The organism is Yersinia sp. LJYL362 (assembly GCF_048323875.1).
In genome coordinates, this window is record NZ_JBLWEX010000313.1 from 34,271 (window position 1) to 54,249 (window position 19,979).

A 19,979-nucleotide genomic window follows, 5' to 3' on the forward strand; every position below is an offset into this window, starting at 1 on the left:
ATTACGATACCACCGAGGTCATTAATGGAATTAGAAGAACAGGTTATGGGCATTATTATTAATGCCGGTCAGTCACGAAGCCTATGCTATGAAGCGTTACGTAGCGCTAAAGAAAATAACTTCGCGGATGCCGATGACAAAATGAAAGAAGCTGAATATTACGCTAAACAGGCCCATTTGGTACAAACCAAACTCATTGAAGCTGATGAAGGTGAAGGAAAAACCAAAATGACACTGGTAATGGTTCATGCTCAGGATCATTTAATGACTTCAATCCTGGCAAAAGAATTAGTGACTGAACTGATCGACCTTTACCGCACCAGACAATAATAGTTCAAATTTCATGTTATAAGTCAGAGAGGCATACCCTCTCTGACCATTTTTTTAAGTTCTCTATGAGGTTAATATGTTTCATCTCGGACTGGATATTGGCGGCACTAAAATTGAAGCAGTATTATTAGATTCTCATGGAGAAATACAACTACGTGAACGCCGCCCAACTCGCAAAGAGAGCTATCAAAGTTTTATAGATAACCTGATCTTTTTTATTAATGAAATAAAGAATAAAACTAGTAGTGAATTTACACTCGGTATTGGGCTGCCAGGCACAATCGATCCAGTAAGTGGCTTAATTAAAAACTGTAATTGCCTGGTACTGAATGGCCAGGATTTAACTGGGGATTTAACTCAGCATTTAAAGCAACCCGTTTTTCTCGCAAATGATGCTGACTGTTTTACTCTTTCTGAGGCTGTAGATGGCGCCGGTTCCAGCTATAACACAGTATTTGGTGTAATAGTGGGTACCGGTTGTGGTGGTGGTATCGTGGTGAATAAAAAACTGCTTTCAGGGCCAAATGCCATTACCGGAGAATGGGGTCACAACCCGCTCCCCGGATTTATGACGGAGCAAGATGGTATAGCGCAGCAGTGTTATTGTGGTCAGAAAAACTGTGTTGAAAGTTTTATTTCAGGGACAGGTTTTGCACAACGTTTTAATCAACAGTGGCACATGCAACTCAGCGCCGAAGATATTATCGCCGCCGCCCGAGAAAAAGAGCCCCGCGCGCTGGCACATTACCATCATTTTATCGATGCCTTTGCCCGCAGTCTTGCTGCTGTTATTAATACGCTAGACCCTCATGCCATTGTCATCGGCGGAGGTTTATCTAACGTGGCGAGTCTTTACGACGATTTGCCCAGTGTCATCAGGGAATATATTTTCTCAAGTGATTGCCGCACAACTATTCTGAAAGCTAAATTCGGTGACTCCAGTGGAGTACGCGGGGCTGCATGGCTGCCTATATTGCAGATAAATAAACAGATATAGCAGAGCCAGGAGTGGCAACACTGTGAACAATTATCTCGGTTATTTATGCTACTATAATGGGAAAATCGTTACGCAGAAGACGCAATGCCAACAATCGATGATGTTTCCAAGTTAGCCAATGTTTCCAGAGCCACGGTATCGCGCGTTCTTACCGGAACACGTGGTGTGCGCGACGAAAGTCGGGAAGCAGTATTACGTGCTGTCGAGCAACTCAATTATCGTCCGAGTTTTGCCGCCCAAAGTCTGGCCAGCCAGACTTCCAGCTACGTTGGCATTGTACTACCGACTTGTGAAGCAGAGCTTTCTGCCATTCTATTGCCACAGCTATCTCGCGCAATGAAAAATCTCAATAAAACACTTATTGTTCAGTATGTTAATGACGACACTGAACAACAAATGTTTATCGAGGAACTCCAACATCAATGTGTGGCTGTCGTCGTCTTGGGGAAACTCAGCGCTAACGCGCCGCAGAACGTCATTGCATTCGATCAGTTTGCTGTTACCGGAGCAGACAGTCGCGGCTATGACTATGCGTTTGCGACAGAAAGTGCCTGCCGATACGTGATTGGTAAAGGCCATAGAAATATCGCGTTACTCATTGATAATGAAGATGATGATGCCAGCCGCCAGATGGTAGAGGGTTACCGTAACGTACTGCAAAACTTCTCACTGCCTTTTAACCGGCAGTTATTGTTAGCCGCAAAAAATAACGTAGAGCAAGCCTTACTGACTCTAATTAACAGCTTTACCCGTTATTCAGTCATTATTGTAAAACGCGATAGTTATGCCGCTGAAGCTATGCGCCTGATGCGTGAATTTAACATTGTCGTGCCACAGGAGGTTTCATTGCTAAGTCTGGAAGACTCTCCGCTGGCCTCGCTGCTTTACCCGCCGCTAACTTGTATTTCCTATCCTTCAGAACAGTTATTAGAAAATTGCCTGCAACGCATACGCGGCCTAATTGAACAGCATCCCATTTTTGTTCCTGAAGGGCATGCCGTGACTGGTAGGTTAATTGCCAGAGCCTCTGTTGCTGATATTTCTTGAGACAGCTTATTAAGTCAAAGCAGGCCCACAACACTATAAATAACAGACCATATCCATACATCTCAAGTTGGCCTGCGCCAATTGGGATGGATAAAAACTCTCGCCAATGAGTATAAATCCATTCTTTTCATAAAATACCGATGCATTAGGTGTTGCGGCCAGTGTTAACTTTGCAAAACCCCGCTGTTTTGCTTCTTGTTTGATGGCAGTCAGAATCAAAGACGCCATACCGCGGCCTTCAAATTCAGGTAATGTAAAAATAGCTTCGACGCTGCCGGATGAGAGATCTAAAAACCCAGTGGCAACAGCAAGCTGGCTAACTGGGTCATCGATGACAAAAAATGGATTACGCGCCACTGCCTTAGGATATCCCTCGGGCATCTGATCCGGTGTCCAAGCTATCAATATTTTTTCATCATACACATTTCGACACCCATGCCTTATGGCCTTATTCCTTACCAACCATAACTGACCTGCTTCATCAGGTGACGCCAACCTGACCTCCATACATCCTCCTGTTTTTATTCGGCATAACAGCGCAAGTCCCAAAATAATAAAAGCCCCGACTACACTAGTCAGGGCTTTTAAGGTACTACACATTTAAAATTAAACATTAATCAACTTAATAACGTGATACTTATCTTGGTACTGTTTATAAAGATGTACATGTTTTACAGGAATATTTTCGTTTAGAACTAACTCTGCCCTCCAATATATTAACTGAATGGTAACATTCCCAACTTATTAAATTTAGCCATGCTTTTGATAAGACTGACTAAATTAGTACATCACCCTCGCGATATATACTCTTTGTTACGTGGCTTTACTTTCGTCGCGATATTCTCGATCTCATACTGAAGTACACAAATCGCGAACATTACTATTAACAACAAAGCCTTAACTCATCGCGTGTCGTCCACAAAATGCGATTATGAAGATTTACTGCGTGACCTTAAAACATCATCGCATGAGTAAATTATAAGTAAACTCATAACGAATCTCACATAAAAAAATATTTCGTGACCTTTATCGCATTATTTTAAATCTGCTACATGGACACCGGCTAAATAAAAAGTTCGCTACTAATTGCACCGGTGTTAAATTCCAATCTACGTGTTCTACATCAGATGTCAATACTGTTTTTAAGCACATGTCTTTATTATCAGTACTATTGAAGATTTTATGGTGATTTATTGATTTAGATTAGTATAAATCGCTCATAATCAAGGACTCAGGCATCAAGACAATTCACATATAACCATACGAGAGAGTTAGTGAACTAATACTAGAAACCAATAAATGTAAATTCATGAGCTGAGTGATCGCCTAACGTCTTTCACATCGGGGATAGGAACATCTGTGACTCTGCCCGCTTTTAATTCATCATGACAGAAAAGCATCTCTAAAATGGCAGTACTTTTATGCCCCCAGCACAGGGTAGAAACCAGTAGACCACGGTAGATTCAGACAGACTACTCTCTCTATAACCAATCGATTATAAAAGGATTTATTGGCGAAGAGAGACAGCTGGAGATAGGCTTTGGCGGAAGATCACAGGAGTAAGGAATCAACATCAACTTATTGATTTTAATCATAAAAAAAATAAATATTTGAATTTTATATACATTATCTTATACACATTCAATTTTAGCTCATCCATTTAGCACAGTAGAGTTTTTTTTGTCCTAAAGAGTGGTAATGGCATGTGCCGCAATCATCACAAAAATTATTAAAATCATCGAGATAGTTTGGATTAGCAATTAAATCTCTACAGATACCGATAGAAGCATTATTTGGCAGGAAATCCAATATGTTTTTAAGAGACTTGCCGGAAATTATAAACTCATTATCGCTAAATTCTTTTATTATTTCTAAACTAGCTTTAAATCTAGAAATTAGCATAGATGCGGTTTCTGGATAAATCATATTTTTATTTATATTATAGAAACCAAAAGAAATATCATGATACGTGGAGTTTATTGACATAATTCTGCTTATAGTGTCACTTCTCATTTTGTCAATACATTGAACTCCTATTTTTAGAGAGAATCTGAGAGAGGTTTCTATATTTTTACTGTTGATATACTTAATTAGATCTTTAAGCTTGCTAATTGCATACAAGTGATTTTCGCAGAATTGATCATCAATAAGCAAACTCATTATGTAACCATGGGCAGCATGGATTTGTATATGCTTAAAACCTGCATTTATAGCTAAGTCAACAGCCAAATAAAAGTCACTAAAGATATAATCAATGTCTTTTTCATGAATATTTTTGACTATTTCATTATACTCAGAAAAAGCACCATAGGAACGAGCCACAAAATTAGTAATTCCTGAATATCCTTCCCAAGATGAGCTTATCTGGACACCAGGAATTGAACCATTGTCACTAATTGCTTGAGCTAAATCTTTCCAGAGTAAGTTTTCAGACATAAAAACACAATGCTCATTACTTCCAAACCCAGAAGGCGTGACTACATTACCAACTATACTGCAATATATTTTATTTGAACTTCTTTTTCTATAAAAATCAATTAGTTCAACGCTTGGATTTCCGTCATCATTATAACCAGTATTTACTGGAAGAAAAAAAACCCTCCTACTTTTTAAGTTTATCATAACGCACTCTATTTTTATTGATCTTGTCCAAAACCTCCATTTCAATATCAACATCTAGAATAGCTGATAACCTTAAGATATAAATAAAACAATCTATCAACTCCTCTTTAAGAAGGTCCTCGGCTAAATCAAAATCAAGATCGTAACTATCCTTTCTTTCATTCTTTATATTTATTTTTTTTACGATATTAGAAAACTCTCCAATCTCGCCGAACAAACCAACTAAATCTTTAGTCACCTGTTCATATTTTAATTCATTATTTTTGAAACTGACAGGAAATCCGATTTCATTATCGAGTTCCATCTGCACTTTCTTTAAATCATTAATATTCATTTTTAAATACCTTATCCGCTAAATTTGTAGAGATTAAAACTACAATACCGGCTAATATACTAATGCCAAAGGAAGTACTAACATCTATCCACTGTTTATTAACCGCGGCGATCAAACCCGTATTAGCTAAAACAAGAAGAATCATTAAGATTGAATTTATTTTCTGATATCGTATTGTTTTTTTTATTATTTGCGCAGTCGAAGCAGGAAGGATTCTATAAGCCTCAGTCATTTCACTTTTAACCCTGCTATCATCTTTTACGTCAGCATGAGCTTTTTGTAGCTGCTCTTTTATCGGCCATATTTGCGTATGATATCCATGCTGCCCTCTATACGGCTTTTCTGCTGGACTTGATAATTGCGAGAAATCTATTTTGGCAATTGACTCCCCTTGCGGTAGTTTTATGTATTGATTACTTATATTCTGCGTAACTATACCTATATTACCGACAAACCCTGGGTCTGCATTAGTGCAGGCCGGTGTAAGCCCAATGCTAAAAAGAGAACCTTTGCTAATTATCCGCCCTAAAATATAATCAGGGATATTAAGCTTCTCCTTTGAAATAAGAACAACTAAATGCCCTGGCTTTATTATAACATTTTCGCCTTCTTTGAGCTGAATCCTTTTATTGTCTTCGGTGAGATCATAATATACGTCCCCCATCCTTAACTCATAACAGGATGGTCCTATACCCTCAGCGACACTGTCCTCCACTAAATTATACGATGCAATTCCAAGTTTAATATCTTTATCTGATAGAACTGACACTTAGTAACCCTCCTTTGTATTAAGCAATGACTTCACTATGCACTTAACTATAAAAAATGACAAATTACAAATTACAGGGTTGAGGTCAAAAAACTTGCAATCATGATAACTCGCATACGAGATAAAAAGATTTATAGAAAAACTAGTCACACTGTTCACTTTCTATTTTTCTGCATAAAAATCATATAATTAAGTAGTTATGAGTTATCCTAGAACTGTGCACAACTGTTCACTCCAGTGTGAACAGTTGCGATCGGCAAGCACAAAAAAACCGGCCGAAGCCGGTTTTGACGTTTTAGTGAACGGTGAAGAAATAAGGCCCGCAAGCAGGCCAGAATGATGACCGATACGCTTTCCCCGGTGTTGAGTGTATGCGGTTTGTACTGCTCGACTATAAGCGGCCCCACACAACAGCGTCCAATGGGTTCGGCAGATCAATAAAAGCCTATTGATCGGCAGAAACGATCGTGATGCCATTCGCTCAGCGCATCTCACACTTGGGCAGCCAGTCGGCTTCACAGTCTTCGTTTAATATCAGGTTGGTCTGCATCCCCTGATTGGTCTTGCGTTTCAACAGCGCGATTTCGTACTCACGCAGGGTTTGCGGCACGGCACGCCCGAACGCGGTCAGATTCAATGGGTACTTGTGTCCCCGCGCTTCCATATACGAAAGGTACGCGTGATACAGATACTTGCGTGGATTCGCCGGGGTAATATTGGCATTACCGATATACAGGCCGTCGGGTGCACTGACCGCCAGCAGGTAGCCGCAAAAATCGACCAGCGGATCGGCACTGCGTTTAATCTCCAGCGCTTCATCGGAGTTCTGCTGCGCTTCCAGCAATGTGCGTGCGTCATTGGGCGCGGCAAAACGCTGCATCAGGTGGCGCACTATCACCGCCAGCTCACCGGTAATTTTTGCCAGCAACTGCGGGTCACGCTCGTTGGCCGGTATCACTTCCGGGAACGGTAGGATCACCCGGCGGCGGGACACGCCGCCGCTGCGGTCACTGAACTGCATCGGATTGTTATTTACCGCCAGAATTACCGCCGGAATGTGCGTGGAGTAGGCATCGCGGTATTTCGGATCGATAGCCACCGCATCGCCGCCGGTGATCGCTTTGATACCCGCACCGTCACCGCTCCATTTCTCTTGGTCAGGCAGGATAATCAGCGAGAACCCGACCACGGAGGCGCGTTCCCGTGACGATTCCAGCGTATCAATGGTGGCCGAGGTGGTGTTGTCTTTCCCGGCCAGCAGGCTGGCTATGGCGGCCATCACGCTTTTACCGCTGCCGCCGGGGCCGGTGACCTCTAGGAACAGTTGCCAGTCATAGCGGTTCGCCAGCACCATAAACAGCGCGGCAAGAATACGCGCCTGCTTGTCGGGTTGCTGCCCGGCGGCGCGGGTCAGCCAGCGCCAGAAGTGCGGGGCATGGTCGGCCAGATTTTCCCCGGCCTTGGGCGGCGTGTAGTCCACGCTGTTGACGGTGCGCAGCCAGTGCGTTTTCTGGTGTGCGCTAAAGTGCCCGGTGGTGGTATCAAATACCCCGTTACGAAAGCCAATCAGGTGCCGTGCCGGCGTGCCCATTTGTGGCACCATCAGCCTGAGCGTATCCAGAATACTGTTGATACCCGCCGCCGAGAACGGGGCGCGGATTTTCTGGAACAGCGCGGCAATCTCGCGGCTGAGTACCCGGTACGGCAACACTTGCCATGCGCCGTTTTCATAGCGGCACAGGTCTTCACCGACCGGTGGCACGGCCAACAGATGCTGGTAGTGCTCCGCCAGCAGTTCGGCCTTTTCACTGGCACTCATGGCTTTCAGGTCGGCATCGCTGAGCGTATCAAACGGGCTGGGTTGCTTGGGCTGGCTAAAGGCCGCCAACTGCGCAAGCGCGGCCAGCTTGCCCTGTTGCTGGTAAACATCATTCCAGTCGCCTGTTTCTGACGGTAACGCAGGTTTACCGCCGCTCAGTTGTGCGGCCTCGGCGACGCGGGCCTGCCCGGTGCCGTTTTCGTCATTGTCGGCCGCCAGCAGCAACAGCGCATCAGGGTAGCGAGCACGCAACTGCTGCGCCATGGCGGGCAGGTTATTGGCGCTGAGCGCAACACAGACACTTTCCCCGGTCAGTTGGTGCACGGTCAGGCCAGTGGCGTAACCCTCGGTCAGCCAGATAACGGCATTATCCTGCCCCGGCAGGAAATGACAGGCGTGTTTTATTTGCCCCCCGGCCAGCGTGCGCTTGTCGCCTGCGGTGTTGATCAACTGGACGTTAACCACGTCCCCGGCGCTGTCCGTCAGGGGTAACAGCAGGTCGCCGGGCTGGTAAGTGATACCGCCCACGCGCAGCGATGGCCCCTGTAATGTCAGGGTGCCGCTATCCGGCCAGCCCTTGGCGGCCAGATAGCTATTTCCGGCCTGCTGCCGGGCGCTGGCGAGTAGTTGTCTGGCCTGCTGCGCTGCGTGATGGCGTGCCTGCGCTTTGTCCTGCTGTTCCTGTTGGGGATTGTATTCGGGTAAGGTGTTGCCCGACGGTTCACCCAATACCCCGGCCACCTTCACGGCGGCCTCTTTAGTGGTCACGGCCAGCGCTTTTTCAACCAGATTCAGGCCATCGCCACCGCCGCACTGGTTGCAGAACCATGTGCCGCGTCCCTGCAGATTATCAAAGCGAAAGCGGTCTTTGCCGCCGCAGACCGGGCAAGGCTGCGCCCGGCCCCCGGCAGTGATATGAATGCCCAGCGCGGGGAGCAAGATCGGCCAGTGGCCGGTCGCTGCACGTGAGGTGTGAGAAACGCTTAATGCGGTCATTGTTTTGCCTCCTCAGTGCACGGTGGTGTTACAGGTGACGGCCATCCGGCCACAGCACAGCTCATCCATAATCTTTTGGCCGAGCGTGGTCAGGCGCGGCGGCGCCACCAGAATATCCGGCTGCACCATATCACTGAGCATGGTGCAGGCCATGTCCATGCCCGCCTCTGCGCCGTGCTGGCGAACAAAGTAGCCCTCAATATCCATTGCAATCGCCATTTGCAGTTCATCCAGCGTGTAGCCGGGGTTCACCCGGTAAAAAGCGCAGGTATCGAGATAGGCATGGGCCAATGCGCGGCGGTAAACGGCGGTACGGACTTCAATAGGTAAACAGGACTGTGGGGTGTTCATGCAGCGGAAGCCTCCATGCTGGCGATAATGTGGGAATCACAGGTTTTGACGACCTGCCCGAGCTGGTCAGTGAGTACCGCTATGACAGACGCGAAAGCGGCTTTTTGAGCGGCGTCCGGGCGCTGACCGGTCGATTCGAGAGTGTCCAGCATGTCGAGGAACAGCACGCCGGTAGAATGCGCGTGCTGAAGACGCAGGAAGTCAGCATGCGGAATAGGATAGAAGGTTTCGCTGTGGAAGCGGGCAGCCAGCGTATTCATGCCACCCCCTGTACAGGCAGACGGCCCGCACACGACAGAATGTAGTCACGCGCCAGCAGGCGGCGGGCGCTGTGCTCGGAATCCGCCACGGTGCGCAACATGCACGGGGTTGCCGTCAGGGCAGTACGGCGCACGGCCGCAAACAGAAAGCAGAATGTAGGGTGAGTCGGGGTGAGGGTCGTAGCCATGGTGGCAGCCTCCATTGAGTAATGGTTATTGCTACCACCGAAGTTTCCACGCTTATGGGTGGTAGCCCAGACGGGGGTGGAAATACCGGCCTCAATGGATACCGGCCTGACCGAAGTCAGCCCCGCCTGAGCCACCATTGTTTGACAGCCACAGTAGCATAAAAACCACTGTGCAAAAAATGATCGCACTAAGGCCACGACATAAAAAAACACGCTAGGCGCGTGTGGTGTCGCCATTGAGTTACACGGGTTTCCACGCCCGGCTGCCGATTGTGCGACAGCGGAGGGACTATAGCGCAGTGCCGGACGCGGGGGCAAGCCGTAAGACGCCCCCGGACGTTCAATCGATCGCATAGTGATCAACAGTCTGTAAGCTGGTCGTTGCGGGTCTCAGCGGCTGCGCAGGTCAGCGGTACTGGCCCGGCACTGAACAGACGCGGCTCAGCCTGGCGACTCGCCAGACGAATAACGCCGTGTTTTTCGCTGCGGTGCTCCGGTAAGACAATATCCGGCTGTTTGCGTTGCAACAGGATGGCTTCTGCCACAAACAGTGCGTCGTTGTCGCTCAGGGTAAAGTGCTGGCGACCAAAGGTTAACCGCATCATGCTGCGGCCCCCTGATGACGGTTGGCGATACGTTCAGCCATCCAGCTTTCGACTTCTGATTCGAGCCATGCAACGGTTTTACCGCCAAGGGATATTTGGGCCGGGAACTGTTTGCGGGTCATCATCTCGTAGACGGTAGAGCGCGACAGCCCGGTGGTGTACAGCACTTCCGGCAAGCGGATGAAACGCTCACGGGGCGTGTAATCGACCGAGACGGGCGGGAATGTGGAAGGGGTCTGTGTGGCAACTGCAAGCATGGAATGCTACCTCGTTTATACCCGGTGGGATCTCACCGGTGCTGTGTGGGTTCGTCTGGTAGCGCCCTATTATGAGAATATTTTGCGGGGTGGCAACAAGGGGATGTTGTGTGGTGCCAGAACTTTTTTGCTTGTATTTCAATCGAATGGGCGTATTGCCCTTTATTGCCTCATATTGACAATCAATGACAATTAATGACAACTCCGCTTACCAGTAATCCCGATTGGTATCCAGAGAATGAATAGATAAAAACATTAAATATCGGCTAGCCAGAAAAAAGCTGTTTTGAACCGAGTGAACAGTAGTGAACAGTAGGTGATGAGTTTTAGATAAACTGTTCACTGCTTTATTTACTGATTTAACTACCTTTTTTTATTAAAGTGAACAGTAGTGAATAGTTTTTATAAGAACTAAAATCTCAGTGATGGTTTTACAGTCAGTTCTTAGGGCTGTTGTCCTGCGGACAGTCCAACCGGGATGAATGGCGATGTTGTACGGCAGTCAGCAGAATAGCCTCACATTGACTGACGCCGGAGATAACCCCATGAGCACAACTGCATTACCCAAGTACATCAACGACAAGCTGCAAGCCCTGCGTAATGCCCGCGCCGCCCACGACAAAAACTATCAGGCACTGACGGACGCCATTAGAGGGATCGCCCGCTGCCATCAACAGAAGAAAGACACGGAAGTGGAGAGCCATGAAGCAGAAAGCCAGTGGCGCACCCTGTTTCGCAAACTGCGCGGGGAAATGACCCCGGAACTGCAAGCGCAGCATCACAGCCGGATTTCCACGCGGGAACTGGCAAAGGAATTCGACGGCCTGATTGAAGAAATGGAGCTGGATAAAATGTACCTCCATCTCAGTTGCGGCGGCACTGCCCCGAAGGTGGTGGCCGCACACAAAGACGCCCTCACAACCTTTGCTGCCCATGCGATGCATCAGGCAGTGGATGCGCTGAGCAAGGCGCTTATCAGCCCTGACGTCATCAAGGCTTGCGCACTGGCTTCACGGGCTTACGGCGTCTATGCGGACAATCCGATGAAAATGATTGAGCAACAGGTACTGGGAACGCTACAAGGCCGTATTCACGTTGCCATGGCAAAGCAAAATATTGACCACCCGGTGCTTAATGAGATTGGCCTGACGATACCGCAAGAAACCGGCGCATTGCCGGAACTGCAAAGCAGTCCTGCCAGACGCATGCAGGTTGTCGCAGAACTGAAGGAAAAACGTCAACGCATGCAGCAGAAGGGGGCCAAATCATGATGCGCTGCCCGCTGTGCACCCATTCGTCTTATACCCGTACCAGCCGTTATGTCACGGAACAGACGAAAGAAGCCTATTACCAATGCCAAAATATCGTGTGCTCCTGCACATTTAAAACGGTAGAGAGCGTCGATAAGATTTTATGTCAGCCGATACAAGCGGAAACGGTGACCGGTGATGATTTACCGCCGCCGGAAAAAAGGACATTAAATCGTTACCGCCGTTATAGCCGAAATCAAACACTTCATTGATTGAACTAGCCCCGTCGCATTGCTGATTTTACTGCGGGGCTTTTACCGTTCCCCAAGCCCGAAAACAGCCTTTTTTTCTGGCTAGCCTGCCTTAAATCGTGCGTGCATGCATAGGGTGCATGATTTTGCATGAATCCCCTGCTCCTCAAAACAGCCGAAACCCCGCGCCGCAAGGGCTTACAGGGCCTCTGTGTCATGCATGAAATGTGCATGATAAAGTCAGAGCGCGTAGGCGAGGGAGTATTGCGCGCGCAGAGGTTTTACATGAAAGTGACCTTTTATCTATTATGGGCTTTACATAGTTGCATAAAGAAATTATAAAATGATTTTAACATGAGGAGCTTGGGATGCTGGTGCCTAATGAATTAGTCGTTGATGCCTATCCATCTTATTCTTGGATGTTTATTCAATTCAAGGATTATCTAGGCCCAAATAGATATTTACAAGATGCTATTGATGACTTAAAGTCCGGACAAGAAAGAAGAAACTTTAATAATGCAATAAGAAATGCAAAATCAGCTCTTCACATGAAAGTTGATATCCTATGTCGTTCCTTTTGTGGGGACGCGTATTTTAAATTATCTTTAAAAAATTTCCCGCAGAAATTGGATTTTTTAGAAAGCATTGGAATTGTTAGACCAAGAATAATAGACAAAATAAATAAATTAAGGAATAAAATTGAACATGAATATAGAGATGCGACTCTTGAAGAAGCCGAGGATTTCATAGATATAGTTCTATTATTCATTGAGGCAACTAAATATCTTAACTCAAGATTTCCCTCTGACCTTGATTTCCAACCCCCGATTTTGTTTGATGAAGGATACTTAAGTAAAATAACATGTAAGTGGAGCATTGGTGAGTTAGTATTTAACCTTACCGATAATGAGAGCTATAATCACCTAAAAATACAAAAGCATATTATTAAAGTAGGTGATAAGCGATACAATCAATGGTTAAAATACATAATTGATAATAATGATTGATTCTTATCACACTTCATATTTATTTGGTGGTGATAATCAATTCACCACGCTGTTAAAATATAAAATAAAACATCTTAGAAATAAAGGTGGTATGTCATGAGAGTTGAATATCTAGTTACCATTGAGATTACTAATTCTTTTTGCAAAACTAAAAAATCATTTTTAAATTTCATTCAATCAGACGCTGAGATTAATATAGTAGGAAAAAAAATAAATTACAGAGGTGATATTTTTTCAATTGAAATAACTGAAGAGAACTCTCCATCAGAAAAAAACAAGATCTTTCATATCAAACTGTCAAACGAAAATGATGAGAGAGTAAATGAATTCGCCAATTTATTAAAAGTTTTGAGAAACCTACTCCACATGGCATCAAAAAATAATATACAGACCTTGTGGGATGATATAGGGTTTAACTATTCGTTAAAGTGCTACCCAATCATTCATGAAATAGAAAATATGATGAGAAAACTCATCACAAAGTTCATGCTAACAAATGTCGGCGTAGGTTGGGTGGAAACAGCTATTCCAGAGGAACTAAAAAAGTCCAAAAGAGCTAAATCATCGGGAAACGAAAATAACTATCTATATGATACTGACTTTATACAGCTCTCTAATTTTTTATTTGACACATACAGAACTCAGGATATTGAAAGTCTTATTTCCAAGATTAAAAGCCATAAAGAAAAATCAATTAACTCTGACGAATTAAAAGATTTCATTCCACAATCTAACTGGCAGCGATATTTTCAAAAACATGTGGAATGCGAAGGTAGCTATCTAAAATCAAAATGGGAAAAACTCTATTTATTACGATGTAAGGTTGCTCATAATAACAACTTCGAAAAAATCGATTATGATTCCACCATTGAAATAACAAATGAGATAAGACCTATATTAGAAGATGCCATTGCATCTCTTGATAAAATAACCGTCCCAGAAGATGAACGTGAAGAATTAGCAGAGAATGTAGTAATCAATAACAGTGAACACTACGGTGATTTCATTGTGTTGTGGAAAAAATTAGAGTCGAAAATTTCTGAAGCAGCATATAAAAATGGAATATCCATAATTAAGCCGTCACTTTTCACAAGACCAGAGAGGGAATTATGCAACGCGAATGTTATTAGTGAGGACATACTAAAGAGCATTTCTCAATTAAGACAGGTAAGGAATATTATTGTTCATAATTCCAACAAAGACTTTTCTATTGATGATCTTATTTTCTACAATCAACAAATGAAAAGCATTATAAACATGATTTAGTCAAAAAATTAATAAAGTGATAGTTTTTATCTCTATCACTTTATTAAAAAATCACTATACCACTGCAACATGCCCCTACGTTTTTCTAGATATTGAGCATGATTATAAGTTCCCCTAATTCCATTTTTATCCACATGAGCAAGTTGCATCTCAATCCATGCGGAATCAAAACCTTGCTCATGTAAGATAGTTGACATCGTATGCCTGAAACCGTGACCGGTGGCTCGCCCCTTATATCCCAGCAGCTCTATTACCTGATTCACACTTTCCTTACTTATAGGCTTTCTGCGGTTGTTTCGTCCAATGAAAATGTAAGGATAGTAACCTGTGATCGGTTGTAGCTGTTTAAACAGTTCAACCACCTGAGTAGAGAGCGGCACAATGTGCGGGCGGCGCATTTTCATACGTTCGGCGGGGATCTCCCAGATGGCACGCTCAAGATCGATCTCTTCCCATGTAGCAAAGCGCATTTCTTGCGTGCGCACGCCGGTCAACATAACGATCTTCGCTGCATTCTTGGTGATGATGCTACCGGTATACCCTTCCAAGTCCTTAACAAAATAAGGCAGCTCTTCAGCCGAAAGGAACGGATGGTGCTTTTGCTTGGGAACGGCTAATGCGCTGGCGAGATCTGGGGCTGGGTTATATTCCGCCCTACCGGTAATAATGGCGTAGCGGAAGACCTCTCCGCAGCGCTGGCGTACCTTACGGGTCTTCTCCAATGCCCCACGCTTCTCAATGCGCCGCAACACCTCCAGCAACTCTAACGGCTTAATCTCGGCAATGGGGCTTTGACCAACATACGGAAACACATCCTGCTCAAAGGTGCGCATGATTTCTTCCCTGTAGGCCAGAGTCCATCGGTCAGCCTTGTTCGTGTGCCACTCGCGGCTAATGGCTTCAAAAGAGCTCTCGACAGAAAGCTTCTGAGCAAGCTTTTGCGCCTTTTTCTCGGCTACTGGGTCAATGCCATTCGCAACCTGCTTGCGAGCCTCACCGCGCTTTTCTCGCGCCTCAGCCAGCGTTATCAATGGGTAGGTACCAAAGGACATCAGCTTGGCTTTTCCGGCATAGCGATAGCGAAAACGCCAACCTTTACTTCCATCAGTATTGATAAGAAGAGACAGGCCTTGGCCGTCGTTGAGGGTGTAGGGTTTTTCCTGTGGTTTGGAGCGTCGAATTTGTATGTCAGTTAGGAGCATGTGTATAAGTGGATTCTGCGTATAAAAAACCTATACGCATCACTATACACATTTTTCACGGATTCAGGCAGTAGCACACGGACTTATACAGACAAGAAACCCAATCAATCCTTTGATTTATTGTGTTTTTATGGATTTATCGGGAACTGTCAGGACAATCTTTGGCGGAAGATCACAGGAGTCGAACCTGCCAGGGACCGCTGGCGGCCCCATCTGGATTTGAAGTCCAGCCGCCCCACCGGGGACGATGATCTTCCAGAGAAGATATGAGTGTAAGGCGGTGATTATAGCGTGTTTATTATATGGTGCTATTCATTCAATAGGCATGATGAATAAATTCCCTCGCCAGGCGGAATCTAATGTCATCGTCTGCGGCTTAAAAACGACTAATAGCTGACCTCGCCATACTTATCACGATGCTCTTTTGGCGTGATCGAATAGCCTTTTTTGAAGACTGAATAGAAATATTGCAGCGATGGATAACCACACATTTGGGAGATTTCATTGATGGGTAATGAAGTTGCAGACAACAAATTGCGCGCCCGATCGAGCTTCTCTTCATGAATAACACCATGAATAGTCTGTCCAATATCATCTTTAAAGCGCTTTTCCAGATTTGAGCGCGACATCCCTACTGCATCCAGCACCTGTTCAACCTTAATCCCCTTGCAGGCATGATGGCGGATATAGTGCATCGCCTGAATCACGGCCGGATCGCGTAATGAGCGAAAATCTGTCGAACGCCGCGCCATCACTTTCACCGGTGGCACCAGAATACGCTGCAATGGCGCAGCTTCTTGTTGTTTCTGGCGCTGATTAAGGCGCTGATGCAGTAACTTAGCCGCGCGATAGCCCATCTGCCGCGTCCCCTGCACCACCGACGAAAGTGCCACTCGCGATAAATAGCGGGTTAGTTCTTCATTATCAATACCAATCACACTCAATTTCTCTGGCACCGCAATATCCAGATGCTCGCACACTTGCAATAAATGCCGCGCCCGTGCGTCAGTGACAGCAATAATACCCGTCTGATGTGGCAGAGTTTGCACCCAATCCGCCAGCCGATTTTGCGTGTATTGCCAGTTGGCGGGCGCAGTGGCCATCCCCTGATAGACCACACCTTGATATTGCTCTGCCGCGACTAATTGCCGGAAGGCATACTCTCGCTCCTGCGCCCAGCGTTTATCACTACTGGCCGGCAAACCATAAAAAGCAAAACGGTTTAAACCCTTCTCTTTCAGATGCATAAATGCCGCCTCAACCAGAGCTGAGTTATCCGTTGCAATATAATCTACTGCCGGATAATCCTCTGACTGATGATAAGACCCCCCCACGCCGATAATCGGAACATCAACATTCGCCAGCAGCTGCTCTATCTGCCGATCATCAAAATCGGCAATAACACCATCGCCTAACCAATCCCTGATATTCTCAATGCGGCAGCGAAAATCCTCTTCTATAAAAATATCCCAGTCGCACTGTGAGGCCTGCAAATACTCACCGACACCTTCCACCACTTGCCGGTCGTATACTTTGTTAGCATTAAATAACAAGGTTATCCGGTAGCGTTTCTCAAACATGGGAATAGCTCCTGAAATAGGTGGGGAGGGGTAACAGACAAAGAGATCAATGCAGTATGGCATTGATCTCTTTTTGAAGATGGGATCAGACCCGGCGTTTAGTGGCAGAATCCATCCACACTGCCAACAGCAAAATTGCACCTTTGACAATGTACTGCCAGAATGTCGGCACATCTAGCATGCTCATCCCATTGTCGAGAGAAGCCATGATAAATGCCCCCATAACGGCTCCCGCCACACTCCCGATCCCACCCGCCAGGCTGGTGCCACCAATGACACAAGCGGCAATCGCATCCAGTTCGGCAATATTACCGGCTGAAGGTGAACCCGCTCCCAGACGTGAACTGAGAATCAAACCTGCCATGGCAACCATCAACCCGTTGATAGCAAATACCGCCAGTTTGGTGCGTTCCACATTCACCCCAGACAAGCGTGCGGCATCGATATTGCCGCCAATAGCATAGATCCGGCGGCCAAATGCGGTGCGGGTGGCCATAAAAATACCCGCCAACATCAATGCCGTGAGAATCAATACCGGAGTAGGGACGCCCCGATAATCATTCAGTAAATATATGGCACCAAGAACGATAACTGCGGTAATAGTTTGGCGAGTAACATCACCTTGTGGCGCGGCAACAGGCAAGCCCAGCCGGATACGATGGCTACGTCGACGCCACTGCCAGGCAACAAATAACATCAGGCCAATTGCGCCAATGCCAAAACCAAGGCCGTTTGGCAGATAACTTTGCCCAATCTGCGACATGGCATTACTGGTAGGTGAAACGGTCGTGCCGTTGGTGATGCCGATTAAAATGCCACGGAAAGCCAACATCCCCGCCAATGTGACAATAAACGAAGGCACTTTGCGATAAGCCACCCACCAACCATTCCATGCGCCAAGCACCAGCCCCAATCCCAGAGTGACTACAATGGTCAGAGGGAGCGGCCAACCGAGCCACACATCAAAAATGGCTGCCGCACCGCCCAATAACCCCATCATCGAGCCAACAGACAAATCAATTTCGGCCGAAATAATGACAAACACCATCCCCACCGCCAAAATGCCGGTGATCGCCGTTTGTCGCAGTAGATTCGAGATATTCCTGGCGCTGAGATAGGCCCCTTCGGTGGTAAAAGTGAAAAACAGCATAATCACGGCAATAGCCGCCAACATGACAAAAACTTGCAAATTAACCGATTTTAGTCGGAATAATGGCTTTTTATCGCCATTTTCGGGTGTGTTTACTTCAGTTTGATTAGCTTGCGACATGGGTTTCACTCCTGAGTGCGGCTTCCATGACCTTCTCTTGTGTCAGATTATGGTTAATGAGATCGGCTTTGATGCGCCCTTGATGCATGACCAGCACCCGATCACTTAATCCCAAGACCTCCGGTAGTTCAGAGGAAATCACAATGACCGCAATCCCCTGCTGGACTAGTTGATTGATAAGTTTATAAATTTCATATTTTGCACCAATGTCGATACCGCGCGTCGGTTCATCAAGAATCAAAATTCGTGGGTTCAGTAGCAAGCATTTGGCAAGAATGGCTTTTTGCTGATTACCCCCACTGAGTCGGGCAATGGCCAACTCAGAAGAGGAGGTTTTCACCTTTAATCGGGCCAGGGACTGCTCAATAGTTGATTGTTCTTTCGCATCATCCAACATACTGAAAGAGCCGGTGAAGTCATCTAGCGCAGCCAGTGTGATATTAGCCCCCACCCCCATAACCGGTACGATGCCGTCTTTCTTACGATCTTCTGGCACCATGGCAATCCCAAGTTTCATGGCTTGTTGGCAATTACTGATGGTCACAGCCTTACCATCAATAAATATCTCGCCTTGCCAGCGACCAGGGTAAACACCGAATAAGCACTGCACTGTTTCTGTTCGGCCAGACCCCACTAGCCCAGCGACACCTAATATCTCCCCGCGTTTTAAAGAGAAAGAGACATCATCCACTCGCCGGATATGGCGGTTTACCGGGTGCCAGGCACAGATGTTTTCCACGCGCAGAATTTCCTCACCAATGTGGTGGGCTTCGTGTGGATAGAGTTCTTTCAGCTCACGGCCAACCATCATGGCGATGATGTCATCTTCACTCATGGTCGCCGCAGAGCGAGTGCCGATATGGCGGCCATCGCGGATCACACAGATATGATCTGATATCGCTTTCACTTCATTCAATTTATGCGAGATATAGATACAGGCAATGCCGTGATTGCGTAGATCACGGATAATATCCAGCAAAATAGCCGTTTCGCTTTCGGTCAAAGAAGCGGTCGGTTCATCCAGTACCAGCAACCGAACTTGTTTGTTCAGCGCTTTGGCAATTTCAACCAATTGCTGCTGCCCAAGCCCCAATTCCCCCACCGGGGTATGAGGGTCTACCACCAGTTTGACCTGGGCCAGCATTCGTTGGCAGCGCAGGTACATGGCGTCATAATCCATAATGCCAAAACGCCCCCATTCGGAGCCGAGAAACATATTTTCCAGCACAGACATTTGCTTCACCAATGCTAATTCTTGATGAATTATCGCGATGCCTTTTTGTTCGGTTTCACGAATATTTTTTGCCTGAAGTATCTCACCTGAGAAAATTATTTCCCCTTGATAGGAACCTGCGGGGTAAATACCACATAACACTTTCATTAGTGTGGACTTTCCAGAGCCATTTTCGCCACATAAAGATAATACTTGCCCGGCTTCCAATGTCAGGCCGATATTATCCACCGCCTTAACGACACCGAACTGCTTGGTAATTTCTTTCATTTCTAGCAGGTAGGGCATAATTCCCTCCATATATCTTTTATGCCAGGGGTTGCAGCATGATTAGCTACAACCCCAAT

At 46.1% G+C, this 19,979-nt stretch carries 21 protein-coding genes and 1 tRNA gene; 7 read left to right on the forward strand and 15 right to left on the reverse strand.

Features of this window, described 5'->3' with window-relative positions:
* Window positions 1-24 precede the first annotated feature (24 nt).
* From ACNSO8_RS25570 to ACNSO8_RS25580, 3 genes are all read left to right on the forward strand, one after another.
* Entirely contained in the window at window positions 25-330 is a 306-nt protein-coding gene (locus ACNSO8_RS25570; protein ID WP_019081415.1) for a PTS lactose/cellobiose transporter subunit IIA, read from the forward strand.
* Between the two features lie 76 nt (window positions 331-406).
* On the forward strand, window positions 407-1,327 hold the full coding sequence (locus ACNSO8_RS25575; protein WP_019081416.1) for an ROK family protein: 921 nt from the start codon (window positions 407-409) through the stop codon (window positions 1,325-1,327).
* Window positions 1,328-1,411: 84 nt separating this feature from the next.
* A complete protein-coding gene (locus ACNSO8_RS25580; RefSeq protein WP_019084155.1) occupies window positions 1,412-2,374 on the forward strand; it encodes a LacI family DNA-binding transcriptional regulator in 963 nt (320 codons plus the stop codon).
* Window positions 2,375-2,407: 33 nt separating this feature from the next.
* Here ACNSO8_RS25580 and ACNSO8_RS25585 read toward each other — a convergent pair whose 3' ends face one another.
* The 10 genes from ACNSO8_RS25585 to ACNSO8_RS25630 form a co-directional block, all read right to left on the reverse strand.
* Complete coding sequence (locus ACNSO8_RS25585) at window positions 2,408-2,881, reverse strand: GNAT family N-acetyltransferase (RefSeq protein ID WP_026018329.1); 474 nt, start codon at window positions 2,879-2,881, stop codon at window positions 2,408-2,410.
* A 1,140-nt stretch (window positions 2,882-4,021) separates the two neighbouring features.
* Window positions 4,022-4,996: a hypothetical protein gene (locus ACNSO8_RS25590; protein WP_418396330.1), complete on the reverse strand. Its 975-nt coding sequence runs from the start codon at window positions 4,994-4,996 to the stop codon at window positions 4,022-4,024.
* Window positions 4,977-5,330 (reverse strand): hypothetical protein, encoded by a 354-nt coding sequence (locus ACNSO8_RS25595; protein WP_418396331.1) that lies wholly within the window; start codon window positions 5,328-5,330, stop codon window positions 4,977-4,979. Before ACNSO8_RS25595 ends, ACNSO8_RS25590 begins: the two co-directional genes overlap by 20 nt.
* Window positions 5,320-6,099, reverse strand: a complete 780-nt coding sequence (locus tag ACNSO8_RS25600) for a dCTP deaminase domain-containing protein (protein WP_418396332.1) — start codon at window positions 6,097-6,099, stop codon at window positions 5,320-5,322. The genes ACNSO8_RS25595 and ACNSO8_RS25600 overlap by 11 nt, the downstream gene beginning before the upstream one ends.
* A gap of 481 nt (window positions 6,100-6,580) precedes the next feature.
* Window positions 6,581-8,914 carry a primase-helicase zinc-binding domain-containing protein gene (locus ACNSO8_RS25605; RefSeq protein ID WP_418396333.1) on the reverse strand — a complete coding sequence of 778 codons (2,334 nt, stop codon included), beginning with the start codon at window positions 8,912-8,914 and terminating at the stop codon, window positions 6,581-6,583.
* Window positions 8,915-8,926: 12 nt separating this feature from the next.
* A complete protein-coding gene (locus tag ACNSO8_RS25610; RefSeq protein ID WP_418396334.1) occupies window positions 8,927-9,265 on the reverse strand; it encodes a DUF5375 family protein in 339 nt (112 codons plus the stop codon).
* Window positions 9,262-9,525 (reverse strand): hypothetical protein, encoded by a 264-nt coding sequence (locus tag ACNSO8_RS25615; protein WP_037432034.1) that lies wholly within the window; start codon window positions 9,523-9,525, stop codon window positions 9,262-9,264. Before ACNSO8_RS25615 ends, ACNSO8_RS25610 begins: the two co-directional genes overlap by 4 nt.
* Window positions 9,522-10,067: a host cell division inhibitor Icd-like protein gene (locus ACNSO8_RS25620; RefSeq protein ID WP_418396335.1), complete on the reverse strand. Its 546-nt coding sequence runs from the start codon at window positions 10,065-10,067 to the stop codon at window positions 9,522-9,524. Before ACNSO8_RS25620 ends, ACNSO8_RS25615 begins: the two co-directional genes overlap by 4 nt.
* 5 nt (window positions 10,068-10,072) lie before the next feature.
* On the reverse strand, window positions 10,073-10,318 hold the full coding sequence (locus ACNSO8_RS25625) for a hypothetical protein (RefSeq protein WP_060428553.1): 246 nt from the start codon (window positions 10,316-10,318) through the stop codon (window positions 10,073-10,075).
* Window positions 10,315-10,575, reverse strand: a complete 261-nt coding sequence (locus ACNSO8_RS25630; protein ID WP_418396336.1) for a helix-turn-helix transcriptional regulator — start codon at window positions 10,573-10,575, stop codon at window positions 10,315-10,317. Before ACNSO8_RS25630 ends, ACNSO8_RS25625 begins: the two co-directional genes overlap by 4 nt.
* Before the next feature lie 545 nt (window positions 10,576-11,120).
* Here ACNSO8_RS25630 and ACNSO8_RS25635 point away from each other — a divergent pair.
* The 4 genes from ACNSO8_RS25635 (at window position 11,121) to ACNSO8_RS25650 (ending at window position 14,349) form a co-directional block, all read left to right on the forward strand.
* The gene (locus tag ACNSO8_RS25635) at window positions 11,121-11,846 is read left to right on the forward strand and encodes an NAD-dependent aldehyde dehydrogenase (protein ID WP_418396337.1); all 726 of its coding nucleotides are present in this window, start codon (window positions 11,121-11,123) and stop codon (window positions 11,844-11,846) included.
* A complete protein-coding gene (locus ACNSO8_RS25640) occupies window positions 11,843-12,097 on the forward strand; it encodes an ogr/Delta-like zinc finger family protein (protein WP_046374795.1) in 255 nt (84 codons plus the stop codon). The genes ACNSO8_RS25635 and ACNSO8_RS25640 overlap by 4 nt, the downstream gene beginning before the upstream one ends.
* A gap of 347 nt (window positions 12,098-12,444) precedes the next feature.
* Window positions 12,445-13,083, forward strand: coding sequence for a hypothetical protein (locus ACNSO8_RS25645; RefSeq protein WP_418396338.1), 639 nt, complete (start codon window positions 12,445-12,447; stop codon window positions 13,081-13,083).
* Between the two features lie 96 nt (window positions 13,084-13,179).
* A complete protein-coding gene (locus tag ACNSO8_RS25650; RefSeq protein WP_418396339.1) occupies window positions 13,180-14,349 on the forward strand; it encodes a hypothetical protein in 1,170 nt (389 codons plus the stop codon).
* A 35-nt stretch (window positions 14,350-14,384) separates the two neighbouring features.
* Here the strand turns inward: ACNSO8_RS25650 and ACNSO8_RS25655 are convergent, their stop codons facing one another.
* The 5 genes from ACNSO8_RS25655 to ACNSO8_RS25675 form a co-directional block, all read right to left on the reverse strand.
* Window positions 14,385-15,551 (reverse strand): tyrosine-type recombinase/integrase, encoded by a 1,167-nt coding sequence (locus tag ACNSO8_RS25655; protein ID WP_418396340.1) that lies wholly within the window; start codon window positions 15,549-15,551, stop codon window positions 14,385-14,387.
* A 162-nt stretch (window positions 15,552-15,713) separates the two neighbouring features.
* Window positions 15,714-15,808 (reverse strand) — tRNA-Sec (locus ACNSO8_RS25660).
* A gap of 129 nt (window positions 15,809-15,937) precedes the next feature.
* A complete protein-coding gene (gene xylR / locus ACNSO8_RS25665) occupies window positions 15,938-17,131 on the reverse strand; it encodes a D-xylose utilization transcriptional activator XylR (RefSeq protein ID WP_019084157.1) in 1,194 nt (397 codons plus the stop codon).
* Window positions 17,132-17,216: 85 nt separating this feature from the next.
* Window positions 17,217-18,401 (reverse strand): xylose ABC transporter permease XylH, encoded by a 1,185-nt coding sequence (gene xylH, locus ACNSO8_RS25670; RefSeq protein WP_019081420.1) that lies wholly within the window; start codon window positions 18,399-18,401, stop codon window positions 17,217-17,219.
* Window positions 18,388-19,920, reverse strand: coding sequence for a xylose ABC transporter ATP-binding protein (locus ACNSO8_RS25675; protein ID WP_418396341.1), 1,533 nt, complete (start codon window positions 19,918-19,920; stop codon window positions 18,388-18,390). The genes xylH and ACNSO8_RS25675 overlap by 14 nt, the downstream gene beginning before the upstream one ends.
* Between the last annotated feature and the right edge of the window lie 59 nt (window positions 19,921-19,979).

Bases quoted from the DNA above. Each gene is read 5' to 3' on its own strand.
- ACNSO8_RS25595 (WP_418396331.1), bottom strand. From the start codon at position 5,330: ATGAATATTAATGATTTAAAGAAAGTGCAGATGGAACTCGATAATGAA.
- ACNSO8_RS25655 (WP_418396340.1), bottom strand. From the start codon at position 15,551: ATGCTCCTAACTGACATACAAATTCGACGCTCCAAACCACAGGAAAAA.
- ACNSO8_RS25605 (WP_418396333.1), bottom strand. From the start codon at position 8,914: ATGACCGCATTAAGCGTTTCTCACACCTCACGTGCAGCGACCGGCCAC.
- ACNSO8_RS25585 (WP_026018329.1), bottom strand. From the start codon at position 2,881: ATGGAGGTCAGGTTGGCGTCACCTGATGAAGCAGGTCAGTTATGGTTG.
- ACNSO8_RS25575 (WP_019081416.1), top strand. From the start codon at position 407: ATGTTTCATCTCGGACTGGATATTGGCGGCACTAAAATTGAAGCAGTA.
- ACNSO8_RS25645 (WP_418396338.1), top strand. From the start codon at position 12,445: ATGCTGGTGCCTAATGAATTAGTCGTTGATGCCTATCCATCTTATTCT.
- xylR (WP_019084157.1), bottom strand. From the start codon at position 17,131: ATGTTTGAGAAACGCTACCGGATAACCTTGTTATTTAATGCTAACAAA.
- ACNSO8_RS25610 (WP_418396334.1), bottom strand. From the start codon at position 9,265: ATGAACACCCCACAGTCCTGTTTACCTATTGAAGTCCGTACCGCCGTT.
- ACNSO8_RS25650 (WP_418396339.1), top strand. From the start codon at position 13,180: ATGAGAGTTGAATATCTAGTTACCATTGAGATTACTAATTCTTTTTGC.
- ACNSO8_RS25625 (WP_060428553.1), bottom strand. From the start codon at position 10,318: ATGATGCGGTTAACCTTTGGTCGCCAGCACTTTACCCTGAGCGACAAC.
- ACNSO8_RS25615 (WP_037432034.1), bottom strand. From the start codon at position 9,525: ATGAATACGCTGGCTGCCCGCTTCCACAGCGAAACCTTCTATCCTATT.
- ACNSO8_RS25675 (WP_418396341.1), bottom strand. From the start codon at position 19,920: ATGCCCTACCTGCTAGAAATGAAAGAAATTACCAAGCAGTTCGGTGTC.
- ACNSO8_RS25635 (WP_418396337.1), top strand. From the start codon at position 11,121: ATGAGCACAACTGCATTACCCAAGTACATCAACGACAAGCTGCAAGCC.
- xylH (WP_019081420.1), bottom strand. From the start codon at position 18,401: ATGTCGCAAGCTAATCAAACTGAAGTAAACACACCCGAAAATGGCGAT.
- ACNSO8_RS25640 (WP_046374795.1), top strand. From the start codon at position 11,843: ATGATGCGCTGCCCGCTGTGCACCCATTCGTCTTATACCCGTACCAGC.
- ACNSO8_RS25620 (WP_418396335.1), bottom strand. From the start codon at position 10,067: ATGCGATCGATTGAACGTCCGGGGGCGTCTTACGGCTTGCCCCCGCGT.
- ACNSO8_RS25570 (WP_019081415.1), top strand. From the start codon at position 25: ATGGAATTAGAAGAACAGGTTATGGGCATTATTATTAATGCCGGTCAG.
- ACNSO8_RS25590 (WP_418396330.1), bottom strand. From the start codon at position 4,996: ATGATAAACTTAAAAAGTAGGAGGGTTTTTTTTCTTCCAGTAAATACT.
- ACNSO8_RS25630 (WP_418396336.1), bottom strand. From the start codon at position 10,575: ATGCTTGCAGTTGCCACACAGACCCCTTCCACATTCCCGCCCGTCTCG.
- ACNSO8_RS25580 (WP_019084155.1), top strand. From the start codon at position 1,412: ATGCCAACAATCGATGATGTTTCCAAGTTAGCCAATGTTTCCAGAGCC.